The 13,914-nt window shown below is 56.4% G+C and carries 9 protein-coding genes and 2 pseudogenes; 2 read left to right on the plus strand and 9 right to left on the minus strand.

The window, feature by feature from the left end; all coding sequences use genetic code 11:
* Window positions 1-23 precede the first annotated feature (23 nt).
* Genes ABVQ20_RS35100 through ABVQ20_RS35120 form a run of 5 tightly spaced genes read right to left on the minus strand, consistent with a single transcriptional unit; the run spans window position 24 to window position 4,726 of the window.
* Entirely contained in the window at window positions 24-638 is a 615-nt protein-coding gene (locus ABVQ20_RS35100; protein WP_354464411.1) for a hypothetical protein, read from the minus strand.
* Window positions 635-1,411, minus strand: a complete 777-nt coding sequence (locus ABVQ20_RS35105) for an acylneuraminate cytidylyltransferase family protein (RefSeq protein WP_354464412.1) — start codon at window positions 1,409-1,411, stop codon at window positions 635-637. The genes ABVQ20_RS35100 and ABVQ20_RS35105 overlap by 4 nt, the downstream gene beginning before the upstream one ends.
* Entirely contained in the window at window positions 1,408-2,607 is a 1,200-nt protein-coding gene (locus tag ABVQ20_RS35110; RefSeq protein WP_354464413.1) for a DegT/DnrJ/EryC1/StrS family aminotransferase, read from the minus strand. The genes ABVQ20_RS35105 and ABVQ20_RS35110 overlap by 4 nt, the downstream gene beginning before the upstream one ends.
* A gap of 2 nt (window positions 2,608-2,609) precedes the next feature.
* The gene (locus ABVQ20_RS35115; RefSeq protein WP_354464414.1) at window positions 2,610-3,638 is read right to left on the minus strand and encodes an NAD-dependent 4,6-dehydratase LegB; all 1,029 of its coding nucleotides are present in this window, start codon (window positions 3,636-3,638) and stop codon (window positions 2,610-2,612) included.
* Window positions 3,629-4,726 carry a sugar phosphate nucleotidyltransferase gene (locus ABVQ20_RS35120; RefSeq protein WP_354464415.1) on the minus strand — a complete coding sequence of 366 codons (1,098 nt, stop codon included), beginning with the start codon at window positions 4,724-4,726 and terminating at the stop codon, window positions 3,629-3,631. Before ABVQ20_RS35120 ends, ABVQ20_RS35115 begins: the two co-directional genes overlap by 10 nt.
* A 686-nt stretch (window positions 4,727-5,412) precedes the next feature.
* On the opposite strand from ABVQ20_RS35120, the gene ABVQ20_RS35130 reads away from it, so the two are divergent.
* Entirely contained in the window at window positions 5,413-5,631 is a 219-nt protein-coding gene (locus tag ABVQ20_RS35130; protein WP_354464416.1) for a hypothetical protein, read from the plus strand.
* Between the two features lie 154 nt (window positions 5,632-5,785).
* On the opposite strand, the pseudogene ABVQ20_RS35135 reads toward ABVQ20_RS35130, so the two are convergent.
* From ABVQ20_RS35135 to ABVQ20_RS35150, 4 genes and pseudogenes are all read right to left on the minus strand, one after another.
* Window positions 5,786-6,016 (minus strand): annotated as a pseudogene (locus tag ABVQ20_RS35135) (hypothetical protein); the annotation flags it as partial.
* A 1,112-nt stretch (window positions 6,017-7,128) separates the two neighbouring features.
* Window positions 7,129-8,952 carry a glutamine--fructose-6-phosphate transaminase (isomerizing) gene (gene glmS, locus ABVQ20_RS35140; protein ID WP_354464417.1) on the minus strand — a complete coding sequence of 608 codons (1,824 nt, stop codon included), beginning with the start codon at window positions 8,950-8,952 and terminating at the stop codon, window positions 7,129-7,131.
* 120 nt (window positions 8,953-9,072) lie between these two features.
* Window positions 9,073-10,887 carry a capsular polysaccharide export protein, LipB/KpsS family gene (locus ABVQ20_RS35145; RefSeq protein WP_354464418.1) on the minus strand — a complete coding sequence of 605 codons (1,815 nt, stop codon included), beginning with the start codon at window positions 10,885-10,887 and terminating at the stop codon, window positions 9,073-9,075.
* Window positions 10,888-11,211: 324 nt separating this feature from the next.
* Window positions 11,212-12,261, minus strand: a complete 1,050-nt coding sequence (locus ABVQ20_RS35150; protein ID WP_354464419.1) for a polysaccharide biosynthesis/export family protein — start codon at window positions 12,259-12,261, stop codon at window positions 11,212-11,214.
* A gap of 656 nt (window positions 12,262-12,917) precedes the next feature.
* Here ABVQ20_RS35150 and ABVQ20_RS35155 point away from each other — a divergent pair.
* A pseudogene (locus ABVQ20_RS35155) lies at window positions 12,918-13,068 on the plus strand (2OG-Fe(II) oxygenase family protein); the annotation flags it as partial.
* Window positions 13,069-13,914: the final 846 nt, after the last annotated feature.

A 13,914-nucleotide genomic window follows, 5' to 3' on the forward strand; every position in this document is an offset into this window, starting at 1 on the left:
GACTTTGCCGACAGCGTTGCCCCCTAAGGAGGGTTTTCTTCCTGTGTGGTTCCGGGATACAGCGAAGTTAGATGTCTTGAGGCTATCTGGGTGAGGCCCTCGATACGTTCCGATGAGAGGCTGTCAAATCCGACCTTTCGCCATTGTCCCGCCATCTCGCAAAGCAATTGCGTTAGTTCTGATGTGTCGGGGATATGCTGAGCCACGAACAGAACGGCGTCGAACAACTCGCCGTCGACTCTTTTGCTTGAGAGGAGCGGTAACGTCGTTACGAGAAGGTCGAATGTGCTAGGGATAGACTCCCCCTGAGCGATGGTTGACGCAACCTGCGTGCGCAATCCTTGAGCAAGCGCCCTTGAGAGGTCGACTGCCACTTCGTTGGTTGGCGACAATTGGATGGCAATCGCAATGAGTTCGACGAGACGCTGTTCGTCTAGCGGCCCACGAAGGGCCGCGGCGATCATTCGCGACAATCGGCTAACCAGAGTAACTTCAGTTGCCGTCGGCACACGGTCTCGATCCAGGGAGCCTAGCAACCTGGCAGCCATTCCGAGGTCGCCCTTGCGCATGGACGTCGTGACCTTCGTCAGGACCTCCGATACCAGGGCATCCCTCTGTTTTGGCTCTGCATCTTTCATTCAGTTGGAGCCACGTTATCGATCGCCCCGGCTAAGGCAATTTTCTCAGCTGCGTCCCAATCCTCTATCGTGTCAATGTCAATAGCCTCAGATGCGGGGACAAGTGTGCCGGCGCAACGGGACAGTATAAAAGCCCCGCGTTCGACGAAGGCATTCCGTTCCACCGAGTAAGCCGCTCCTGTGATCACATGCGTCGGATTATCGAAATCGTCAGCCCTCTTCATACTCACGATATTGAATTGACCTTCAGGATTTTTGGTCGGGATGGTTAGGCCTGTCGCGATCTCGGTGATACGCCGCATGCCGTTTGATTTCAGTGTGGGCGTCCATCCAGTTGAAGGGTCACGTTCACCAATGGCGCAAGCTGTAATGGCGGAGCCGGCAAAGCCACAAGACACCGATCTGATCACACTCGCGACTGATGCAACGGATGCAAGCGGCGAAGTGGGTTGTAGAAGACTGACAATGTCCATTCGTCCAAACCGCATTTCGGCATTCAAAAGTGCATGAACCGCGGCATCGAACGATGTGGCGGATGACGTGGCCAGGTGCATAGGGCGCTCGATCGCCTCAATACCTTCGGGCGCGAGGTAGATGACTTCGGGATCATCGGTTGAGACCACGACATGATCGAGATGGCCCAGGTTGATTAGAGCGAGCGCGCGTTCGTAGGTCCAAGTTATCATTGGTTTGCCCGCGAACTCGCGAGTATTCTTGCCTGGAAGACGGACAGAGCCGGCCCGCGCAAGTATGATGCCGATGCGTCCGGTCAAGCGATTGCCGCCAGTCGCGTCAACAGAATATCATTGGCACCTTCGGTTTTGGCTAGAGCGTAGGCCAAAACGGCATGCACTTCATCGATCTGTCGATCGGTTATATTGGTCGAACACGGGAGAGGTAGAACCCTTCGCCATAGGGCGTCCGCCACGGGGTAAAGATCATCGGTGGAGAGACCTGCCTGCTTCAACGAGCTGAGAAGCGGAGCATAGGCCTCTTGGAGGTGCATCGGTTTCCAAAAGAGTCGAACGCCAATACCACGGGAGTTGAGCACGGAAACGACATCGCGAATATCTGTTTCAGGCCGTAAGACTACACCGGAAAACCAATCGCCGCGCTCCGCCAAGCGGTGTCGTGGAAATACGTCCAGATCGTGCTTGTGCGCAAAAAGATCGTGCCGCGCCCGTATTCTCGCCTTGGCTGCGATGAAACTATCTAGGCGTGCGATCTGCGAACGCCCGAGAGCCGCTTCGATATTGGTCATCCGCTCGTTGAAAGCGGGCCTATCATGATCATAATTGACTCCCAACCGCCCAGTCGACGCCAAGCTTCTTGCTGCTGCGATGAAACCGTCGTCACCCACGATGGCCCCGCCGCCGCCCGTGGTCATGGTCTTGTTGCCATTAAAGGAAAACGTCGTTGCGTCGGCGAGCCCTCCGACTGGGCGCCCATCAAAGGTCGAACCGATTGCCGCGGCCGCATCGGCAACAATCCGGATCCCATGGCGTTCAGCGAACACCTTGACATCGGTCATGTCGATCGGGTTTCCCATTGGGTACACAACTATGATTGCCCTCGGTTTGGGCAGGCCAACCGCAACCAGTCGGCTGACCATCTGTTCCGCGTGATTAATGTCAATTGCCCAAGTTGCCAGGTCGATGTCCACGAAGATCGGGTCAGCCCCCGCTGAGTGGATCGCGTTGGCGGTAGCAACGAAAGTGTATGTCGGACATAGCACCAGATCGCCGCGGCCGATCCCTAAGGCCCTCAACGCGATCATGAGAGCGGCAGTCCCAGAGGCAACCGCTACGGCAGAGGAGGTGCCGCTAGCAGCGGCAACAGCTTGCTCGAATGCAGGAACATCGGGGCCAACGGAAGACACCCAACCATCGGTCATTGCGGTATGGACAGATGCGATGTCCTCGGGACCAATATTAGGTACGGCGAGCGGGATAGTGGAGACGGTTTGCATCGTTAGACTTCGTAGCGGCCAGGGTTGTAAAGAGCGAGATTAGCGGGATCGCGGAACCAGGCGATCGTTTCTTCCAAACCGCGCTCAAAGCCGTCAAGACCACCGTAGATCGGCCTCCAACCTGCCCTGGTAAGCGCAAGACCATTGTCGCCCCAGAGGCGCTCGACCTCGCTTGCTTCTGGACGCAGGCGGGCCGCGTCAATCTCGATCGTAATCTCTACACCCATCTTGTGGGCGATCAGTTTCACCGCTTCACCGACCGAGATCTCATAATTTGATGCGAGATTGGTCACATGCCCAATCGATTTCGCCGATTTGGCGAGTGCTATGAAGCCAGAAACTGTATCCTTTACATAATTGAAGTCCCGCGTCGGCCGCGTATCCCCGAGCTTGATCGATGTGATCCCAGCAGCAATTTGCGTGATAATCGTCGGCAAGACGGCTCGAGCCGATTGTCTAGGGCCGTATGTGTTAAACGGGCGAACCACCGAAACTGGAGTGTCGAAGCTCTTGTGGTAGGATAGCGCTATCATATCTGCCCCAATTTTAGAGGCTGAATACGGACTTTGCGCCTGCAGCGGATGGTCCTCCGTTATCGGAACGGCACGTGCGGTGCCGTAAACCTCACTAGTCGATGTGACTATACAACGTTCGACAGAATTAGACCGCGCCGCTTCAACAACGTTGGCGGTCCCACCAACATTAGTCTCCAAGTAGGCCTGTGGAGCTACATATGAATAGGGTATAGCGATCAACGCGGCGAGGTGGAAGACCACGTCGATGTCCTTCGTGATCGTGTTCACAAAGAATGGGTCGCGGATGTCGCCCGGACGGTAATCAATCGCCTCGCGGATGTCACGAGCAGCATGGTCGAGCCATCCTTTCGTACCAAGTGAATTGTAGATTGTGAGGGCCCGGACATTTGCGCCTTGGCGAACAAGCTCCTCGGTGAGATGCGAACCGATGAATCCGTCCGCGCCAGTCACCAGAACTCTTTTGCCTGAAATTGTTAAAATGTCGTCTATCCGCATAGTACAGCAGCCTTAGTCTCCTTGAGTACCATGACCTTGGCGCTCTCAATGGATAGCTCGTGACGGTGGTGGCCGGCCTCGACTTTAATTCGAGCGCGCTCGAGATCTGGCAGCGTTCCGACGTCAATCCAGTCCTCGATCAACGGAAACGCGCCGACTCGAAACCCGAGTGGAATTAGAGTTTCGATCAGAGACGGCATATCGACTTTACCCGCTGGGACGTGCTCCAGGACCGACGGTGACAAGACATAGATCGCGACGTTGATCTGGTGGATGATTTTTGGCTTCTCGCGAATGCGGGAGATAAGCCCGTCGACCTGATCGATGACGCCAAATTGCATCTGGATAGGAAAGGGACGGACGCTAACGGTGATGTCATAACCTGCCGCGTTGTGGAACTCGACAAGGCGGCCGAACTGCGCAGTGGTTATGACATCGCCGTTGACAACGAGGAGGGGGTGTTTGATCTCGCGAGGTAGCAGCGAAAGGCAGCCCGCCGTACCAAATGGCGTGGTTTCCTTGAGATAGCGAACGCGAGCACCGAACGAAGATCCATCGCCAAAATGGTTCGTTACCACATCCCCTTCGAAGAAGAGTGACACGAAAATATCGCTGATGCCATTGTCTACCAAATTGTCGAGCAAATGCTCGGCGATGGGCTTGCCGCCAACATCCAGCATTGGCTTAGGTGTGGTCTTTGTCAAATCGCCGAGCCTGCGTCCGAAGCCGCCTGCCATTATTAGTCCGTGCGCGTCGAGCCTCGTGGGGCTCGGCATGCGAATCTCTGTGTGTACAATACGATGCCCAGGCTCGTCATATTTCGCCTCAATGTGTGGGAAGCGGCTTTTAAGAGCCACGCGCGCAGGCGTTCGGCACTTGCGCTCTATCTCGTCATAAGAAGATAGCAAAAGCTCGATGCAGGTTTGGTCGTCAATGCCTAGCGCGAGCAGACGGCGCCACTCATGATGGTGGATTTCGGCCTGCAGACATTGCTCTTCGTCGACGACGAACATGTTCTCGAAAGTCGTCTCGGCGAAAAACGCAGTTACGCTCGAAGCCTTCTGATCAGCCCGTACAACACCAAGCATAAGCTCCCCCATAACATTTGCTGGTCAATCGACCAGCTCCCATGCGGGTTAAGGTTAATCACAGACAATACTTCATTGCTTCGGGATCACGTAAGAATACATGCCGTCCGATTTTCATTATGATTCAGAGCTTATTACGCATATCTAATATTACAGCGTTGTCTCTAAATCCATCCTCAGGCTTATCTTCAGACGCTTGTTTGTATTTGCGATTGCGCCGGCCTTATGGCAATTCATATTTGCTGAGTCAAGCTTGTCATGAATAATAGAATGTGCAATTTGTATGCCGTCTAATTGTCTGCGCGATCTTACTTTTATCGGCAGGAAAAACAACTGAGAGTGGAAGCAGTATTACAGTTGCGTTTCATGATTTCTTGCCATTTTTCCCATTCCTCCACGGAAGACTAAAGGGGGTTATTGGCGATGATTGAATCGATTGAAATGACATTGGAGATATGAGCCTCGTCACTACGAGGTGAAGTCCCGGATCAGGGGCTTGCCCTCAGGAACACGTGGCGATTTCGGCCGGACTATTCCCTGAAGGCCTGCTCCGGGACGAGCATCGCAGGACCGGTTGGACGCGCGCCGAGGCTGCGGCTGCCCCCGGGCCGTCGCGCCAATAGGCCATTCTCGGAAGGGTCAAATGGGATGCAGACGCTGCCCCCTTGCCAAGGACGGGTTTCGTTATGGTCGAGGCGCAGTTTGTTCTCCGCCGCAAGAAGGCCTTGCTCGATAATCCTGTGACATTGCTGCACTGGGATAAGTGTTTCGATGTTGGTCCCCGCGCTGGAAACCATGTTGAAAAGAGAACCTGGTTCGCATCGCGTCAGCTCAAGAGTCCTGGAGACGGCAAATGCCCCCGCACGCCCTTGCCGAGCACCCTGCCGACCAAACAGCAACAGTAACCTCATGTTTCAATCATGAAATTGCCCGTGAAAAAGGGCTCCCAGTGGTCTTCTGAATGGAGGCCGGAAAGCAGCCGGATTCGTCTGGATCGGGAGAAATGAGGAGATGGTCATGCGACAAAATGCCGTAATCGGTTTCAGTGGGGTCCGATTATCCTGATCGATCGAGCCACTCATCGGCGGTCGCCGGCAAGACGCGATCGCAGCGGCGGACGTTTCTGGCAACAGGTAGCTATCGAAGCGACGGCATGCTGATGACCGCGTGACCGGGACATCGCCCGAGCGCGCAACTTGTTACGAAGATGGGCCAGGGTAGACTTTCCGTAGAGGCGGCGATTGATCTTGCTATCCGCTCCGTCACGAACTTGCGCCATTCTTTCTTGAACGGTCTTAATGTTCCCTGTCAAGGCTGAAGGCGAGAGGGAACAACTGCTTGGCGCGAGTGTGCAAAGCAGTCAGATTGGCTGGAACTGCACAGGGGCCGGGGGTGGAGCTCAGAGACGACGGTTCATCAGACTCTCATCCGCGGGTTGGATACCGCCTTCCGTGTCTTCGGCTCGGGGCTTTCCTCGGGTCTAGAGGGCGGGCGTCGGGCGGATTGGGCTCAGCGACATAACTAGCGACGGGAGTTTCCCCACCGTGGCACCACCCCCAGGCCCTGTACAGCGGGCTGGATCGGAGACTCCAATGACCCACAGGAAGGCGGCCATCTCGCCCGACTTCACCCGTGCGGCCGCCCTCGGCGATCGCCACCGCATGCTTCTTCTTGGCTACATCAAACGCGACAAATGCTTCGTTATACTCTCCGATGGGTCGTCCTCCGTGCGTGAGGATCGGCTCGGCCTATCCGAGCTTCCCTCGTTCTTAATCGCCCGTAATGGCGGGCCACCGATCTCAGGCCCTCGGAACATGACGTCTATCTAGGTGTGTCGGGCGGAGCATGCGCTTGCCCCGATCTGTTCAGTTCGCAAAGGATACGGATCGCGGCAAGCTTGGGTATGCGACGGCATGTGCCAGAATGCGAAAGGGCAGGCTTACTACGCGGTCTTGGCCCCACAAAATCACGACTCGTCAGCGCAGAAGTTGGCCGTTGGTTTGTTCGATATGGATCCGCCAAGAGATCGCGCGCTGACTTTCTCCCACGCCCTGCCCCATGCCCGTGCCTCTTACCTTGAAAAGGCGATGCCCAGGGCGAGCATGGCGTGGTCTTCGGCCGCATGGAACGCTTTAACGGCCTCCAGCATGGTTCACCCCGACCACATCGGACTGGCCAGCGAGGCGGATAACCTGCGGTCGAATTGGTATAGCGCTTGCCCATGGTTGCTGGAACGGCAGAACAGCGCCTTTGTTGCGCCGCCACACCTTTCCGACCTTTGGCGATCCGCTAGCCCCAGGCGATCCGCTAGCCCCACTGGAGACGCGGGTTGCAGCGCAACATTAGTGAACCGCAGCCCGGTTTGGAACTGCGAAGTTTTTAAAGACGGCGTGTTGCCGCAGCTATTCCACCGTCACCGATTTCGCCAGATTGCGCGGCTGGTCGACATCGGTGCCCATGAAGTCGGCAGTGAAATAGGCGAGCATCTGGATCGGTAGCGCATAGATGATCGGCGAGATGATTTCCGGCACGTCCGGCAGTACGATCGTCTCCATCGTCTTGACGCTCGTAAGTGCCGCACCCTTGCTGTCGGTGATCAGGATGATCTTGCCGCCGCGCGCCGCCACTTCCTGCATGTTCGACACGGTCTTTTCGAAGATGCGATCATGCGGCGCGATGACGATGACAGGCATGTTCTCGTCGATCAGGGCGATCGGCCCATGCTTCAGCTCGCCCGCGGCATAGCCCTCGGCGTGGATATAGGAGATTTCCTTGAGTTTGAGCGCCCCCTCCATGGCCAGAGGGAAATTGGTGTCGCGGCCGAGATAAAGCACGTTCTTGTAATGGGCGAGGTCGCGCGCGATCTTTTCGATCTGATGGTCGAGCTTCAGCACCTGGTTGGCATAGCGCGGCGCTTCCGACAGCTCGCGCACAAATGTCTTTTCCTGCTCGCGTGAAATCGTGCCGCGCGCCACGCCGGCGCGCACGGCAAGCGATGCCAGCACCGAAAGCTGGCATGTGAAGGCCTTGGTCGAGGCAACGCCGATCTCCGGGCCGGCGAGCGTCGGCAGCACCACGTCGGATTCGCGCGCCATGGTCGATTCGCGGACATTGACGACCGCGCCGATCTTCATCCCGGCCTTGCGGCAGTAGCGCAGTGAGGCCAGCGTGTCAGCGGTCTCGCCCGATTGGGAGATGAAGAAGGCGGCATCGTTCGCAGACAGCGGCATTTCGCGGTAGCGGAACTCCGAGGCGACATCGATGTCGACCGGCAGCCGGGCGTAGCGCTCGAACCAGTATTTGCCGATCAGGCCGGCGAGATATGCGGTGCCGCAGGCCGAAATCGCCAGCCGGTCGATCTTGGCGAAATCAAACGGCAGGTCGAGCGGCTTGGACACGCCACCGACGAAGTCGATATAATTCGCCAGCGTGTGCGAGATCACCTCGGGCTGTTCATGGATTTCCTTCTCCATGAAATGGCGCCGGTTGCCCTTGTCGACCATGAAGCTGGTCGACAGCGACTGCTGCCGCTTGCGCTCGACTTGTCTGCCGTCTATGTCGAAGATGGCGACGCCGCCACGGCGCACCACCGCCCAGTCGCCGTCTTCCAGATAGGTGATCGAATTGGTGAATGGCGCCAGCGCAATGGCGTCGGAACCCAAAAACATCTCGCCATCGCCGTGGCCGACGGCCAGAGGCGGGCCATTGCGGGCGCCGACGATGAGATCCTCGTCGCCCTTGAACATAATCGCCAGCGCAAAGGCGCCTTGCAGCCGCTTCAGCGCCTGATGCGCGGCCTCGACCGGCTTCAGCCCCTTGGCCAGTTCGCGCGCCACCAAATGGGCGACGACCTCGGTATCGGTCTGCGAAGAAAATTCGTAGCCATCACGCTTCAGTTCGTCGCGCAATTCAGCAAAGTTCTCGATGATGCCGTTGTGGACGATGGCGACGCCGTCGGAAAAATGCGGATGGGCATTGGTCTCGTTGGGCACGCCATGCGTTGCCCAGCGCGTGTGGCCGATGCCGATCGTGCCGTCGAGCGGATCGTCCTTGAGCCGGCGCTCGAGGTTGATCAGCTTGCCTTCGGCACGGCGGCGGGCAAGCTGACCATGCTCGATGGTGGCGACACCGGCCGAGTCATAGCCGCGATATTCGAGCCGCTTCAGCGCGTCGACGATGAGCGGTGCAACCTGCGAGTGGCCGACGATTCCAACGATACCGCACATGCAGACAGCCCCCAATTCCCCATGGAAAACCAGCGAAAAGATTCGCCGACGATATAAAATAGAATCCGCATATTAGATACTTAAGTTAGCTTCGACCTCAACAATATCGCTTGAATACTTTCAAAAGCGAAGACCGGATCGTTTGGCAAGCCCGGCCATGATCTTCAGTAATGGAGCTGTAAGCTGGTTAAGTCGTGGCGGTGCTAGCACACCCGCACGGATCGCTTCGATCTCATCTAGGACGTCTTCGACCTCGCAACGCAGCCCGCTTTTAATACTAAGGTAGCGAGGATACAGGATCAGCGCTGCTGCCACCATTTCGTCAAGCGTCGGGCGCCGCGTTCTTCTCGGACAGGAAAGGCAATCTTGAGTCAGGCCCCAACCAGCATAGAAGGGCATTCCATAGGTCGAAACTGGCACCTCACGCATCAAGGCTTCAAACCCAGCGAGCGAAGTCGCTACATGTATCCGTTGGGTCGTTGTCAGCCAACTAGAGAGCGAACCGCCCGCGGATTGAATATCGGCATGTAAGCTCGTACGATCGCCGTTCCTTAGCCCCGCCGCGACGTCAGGGTGGGCGCGGTATGCGATCTTAGCTCTTGGATAAAAAGTTCGGACCAATTTCACAAGCTGATCGCCGGGTCGCGCGAGCGCACCGCCCATCAACACAGATTGGTCATCGACGACTTGACCAATGACAAGATGCACACACTCGTTCAGCACGGGTCGGGTGCCATCGTCGACATTGTATTTCTCGATTGCTGACCCCACTATGCGCGCTCGGAGCTTTGCAGCGCGGTCCACGAGTGGGTCCGTCAGTCCATCGCCTGATTCTATGATGGTCTCGATGCGGCTGGGCCGCGATGCGTCATAGTAAAGCCCGATGGGATCAAAGACGAGCGATGCGGGACTCACAAGGGCGGCTCCAAGACCCACCGACCGAATGAAGCCGTCTTCGACGCTTATGTAACCTTGCTCGCCACCTAAGTCCTTTCCGAAGGCACCCCAGATCAGGTTATTCCGGCAGCTATTGAGTGCCCGAGGGCGAAGTCGCATAGAGAACGACACAGAAGCCCCAGGATGGGCTGCCATCGCTCGGACGGCTGCCCGTTTCCATCTGCCCGTTCCGTAGATGGTAATGGGCTTGTCGTCGAAACGTTCTGCCGCAGCCCACGAGGCAAGTCGATGCAGGCCTTGTAGCGCATCGCAGCGCTCGCGCTTCACTGGGTCCCACCACAAGGTCATTTCCTCGAGCACAACGGAGACGATTATGTCCGTCCGTCTTAAGATTTCATCCTTGGATTGCGGCGGATGGCAAGCCCGTCGCCCCAGAGCCACGATAGCGTCCGCGGAACCTGCGAGATCGGTTGTTAGGCCGAAACCTGCATAGAATGGCGCACCGAAGCATGTGACGGGAATGCCCCTTACCAGGGCCTCGAAGCCCGCACTGCTGGTGAGCGTAAAAACCTCATCAATCTCGTCGAAGAAGATGGGCGCGGAGGAGCAATCTGACGTTGTGATATGTATTCCGTATGCCGCGCACATACGCGGCAAGATGGAGGCGAGCGCTGAATGGCCCCTTCCAGCGGCAACGTCTGGGTGGGTTCTGAGTACGAGCTCGGCACCCTCGCTGAGCGACCGGTCAATCGCGTGCTTGGCCATGGCTATCACAGCACTATCACTGCCGCCGCCGTGCAAGAGAGAACGGTCATGCTTAACTTGGTCAATGATCCCTAGCTTAATCCGGCCTTGCTGGCGGATCGGTCGAAGGTAGTTGGAGGGAAGATTATACTTGCTTAGCCGTGCCCCTATTATTAATTCCCGCAAATCCGTTTTCGGCAGGTCTCCTTGGTCGGCAATGCGTGCGACCATCAACCGTTCGGCGGCAGACCCTGCTCCGCTACAGTCATAAGCTGGTTGATTAGCATCGATCATAACGCCCACCGAAGGCGTCGCGTAGGACTGTTTCGAAAGCCCCCAAGAGCGAAAATAGGGATCCTCGAGGAATAAGAAGGGAAGTCCGCGCATCGCACAAAGGGTGCTTATCGACTCATTGCGCGGATTTCGACCCCAGCCACAGCCACCTTCAATCCCTCGGGCGTCACCGGCCCTCCGGATGAGGCGGGCGTCTAGCAGTAAGCTTATTTGCGTGTCGCGCGACAGCGCTCTGGAGCCCGCAAGAATGTTCGCGCCACTCCGCCAGGGCAGCGATGGCCGGCGGGGAGATCTATGGCTGTTTGCTGTATTCGTCAATGTATATCAGCCGGCGATCTGAGCGATCGAAATCGGCCCCCGAATGATGCCGTAAGTTTGGCTGACAAGGCCGAGGAACTTGTCGATCTCGACTGAAGGAGCGTTGGCTACGTACAGGATATCTCGATCCAGAATGCGTACTCGGCTCATGACCAATAGCGAGGCGGGATCCGACAAGCGAATGCGGTAGACTAATGGGAAAACATAATCCTGCGACTCCGCGTTTCCTCGCGCTTTGCCCATGATATCCCAACCGATCACGGAGGGATCGATGCGATTGCCGAGCGCCCGAACGAGTTCGGGGCGTTCGAAGCGAAAAAGAAAGACGCCCGACTGGTCTGCGCGACTGTCGTTTAGCCCCCCTGCAGTTCCCAAGGCTTCCGACAAAGTGAAATCATTTGACGGAATCGGCAGCGTGCCTTGGCGGACTACAGCGCCTAACGCCGTGAAAGTGACGCGTTGCCGGATCACAAGAATAGTGTCTTGGGGTTGCACATAGATATTCTCGCTAGGTCGCGAAATTATCGTGTGGAGTGCGACTGAGGCCGTGCGCTGGCCACGCATCAGACGGACAATTACTTCTTGCTCCGGAGCCTTAATCCCGCCTGCCGCAGCGATAACATCGAGAATTCGTTCGCCGCGGATACCAAGATTGACCTTGCCTCCACTCGTAACTTCACCGAGCACCGACGCTGTGGCCGTTGCATTGTTGGCTACGGAAACCATAACTTGCGGTTCAAGCGCGCGAGGACCAAGCTTTTTCTGGATGTCGGCGGCAACCGCCTTCGGCGTACGACCGGCAGCTCGTACTGTTCCAGCATAAGGAATGGTTATCAATCCGTCTCGGTCAATGGTCTGGTTAGGGATCACCGTCTGGTGCCCACCCGTAGCGAAGGGTCCGTCGGTCTGCGCGGTGAACAAGCCACCTGGGCCTGCCTCGAATACAGTGACGGAGAGGGTGTCGCCGATCCCGAGTTGTTGCGAAGGAGCCCCTGGATGGCTGCCAAACCCGTCTGCCAAGGAGGAACCCGATAGGCGCTCAAGGATCGAAGCCACGTCAGCGTCAAGGTCGACAACTTGATAGCCTTGGTTTGCGCGGCGTCCCTTCGGGTCTATTGTCGACGCATTTGGTCCGGACGCTGGGAGAGAAGCGCAGCCCCCGGTCGCAAAGAAAAGTCCAAAAATAAGAGTCCGCCGGGCGATCATGCGAAAGGCCGAATTACAATTTTAAGCAACATTGATCCATTCGTATCCATTCTTCCATGTCAACGTCATGAACCATTCGCACAAACACGGATTAAACGCACCCGTCGCTCATCGGAGGACGTACGGAAACATTCTCCGGTGCGGTTATCTCATCAGGCGGGTGAGGTTTCGCTTGAGTTGACAGGCGCTAACGTTAGCCTCCCGAGAAGAGGTCCTTACCTCGCTGCATTCCGTAGCTCCCCAATGCTAACTGGGACATGCTCTGAACCATCGCTAGAGCCCTTGTCAATAAATTTTTCGCTCCCTATCAAAACATGACAGGATTGCGACAATATGAGGCCAATACATCCCCCAAAACAGGTGGCTCAACATGCTGAATTCCAAGCCATGCTCTTAGTATTACAGTTGCAATTTTCTTATAATGGGGGCTGGTATGCGAGGACTTGGTGAGCAAATATACAGTGAAATGTGCAAGTGTCGAGGCGGTCTCGACAGCCGCCATCGTCTTCCTGACCCTAGTGCTGCAGGACGACAAAAAAAGGGGTTGCAGGTCAAGTATGACGGAAGCTGGGTCGAGTGGCCCCGCTCCCCGGAACGCTTATTGTCAACATTGGCGAACTGCTCGAACTGGCATCGAATGGATTGCGGGCCACCGTGCGGGGGCAAGATCGAGTTCAACGGCACCGACATCACCGCTCTCGAATAGCCATCGTCGCCCTCCTGCGTCTGCGTTAGATATCTATGGCAAAGCGTTCCGAAAACTAGCGTCAGGTAAGTATTTGATTTAGTTTCTTCTTATTCTAAAAAGTCGCGGAGAAGCCCCGGGATATCGAATGTTGTCTCAATCGATTGAACCATCGCCAATAACCCCTTTTTGCCGCCCGTCACGGAATCGAAGAAATAAGTAATTCGCCTATGAAACGCAATTATAATACTGCTCTCGTTTTCCACTGCTTTTAACGATAAAAGTAGTGCCGCGACTACAGTTTAGGCGGCACACAAATCTCATATTATCCTGTTCGAAACAACCTTGACTTAGCAAATCTGGATTGCCATAACCTCGGCGCAATCAGAAATGATAGCATAGGGCGACTGGAGGAAGGGGTAAACGTGAGGATGGCTATGGAGCTCACGATACAATATTAGCAGCCACTAATAAAAATGGGATATTCCGTCAATCTGGAACTCGTGTACACTTACATGAATCCCGAACGATCAAGTATTGCGCACTGCTCATGACATCGGCCCGGCGATCGAGACCAATCCGCTTTATGTCTCCCGCGCAGATCTCGAGGACTGGTCTATTTCGCCCTCTGGCTATGTCCGACCCTGATGCACATCTGCGGCACTGTCCTTGCGGAGAGCCTGCAGGCACTCAACGGCATCGGCCCCTTCACTTCAAGACGCTGGCGGGCTTTTCGGAAAGAGGCGGTCCGTCAGACGAGCATGGGCCGGCGCGAAATCCCGCTTCGACACGCCGCGAAGGGGTGGATTACATGGCCG

The sequence above is a fragment of the Mesorhizobium shangrilense genome (genome assembly GCF_040537815.1).
GTDB lineage: Bacteria > Pseudomonadota > Alphaproteobacteria > Rhizobiales > Rhizobiaceae > Mesorhizobium > Mesorhizobium shangrilense.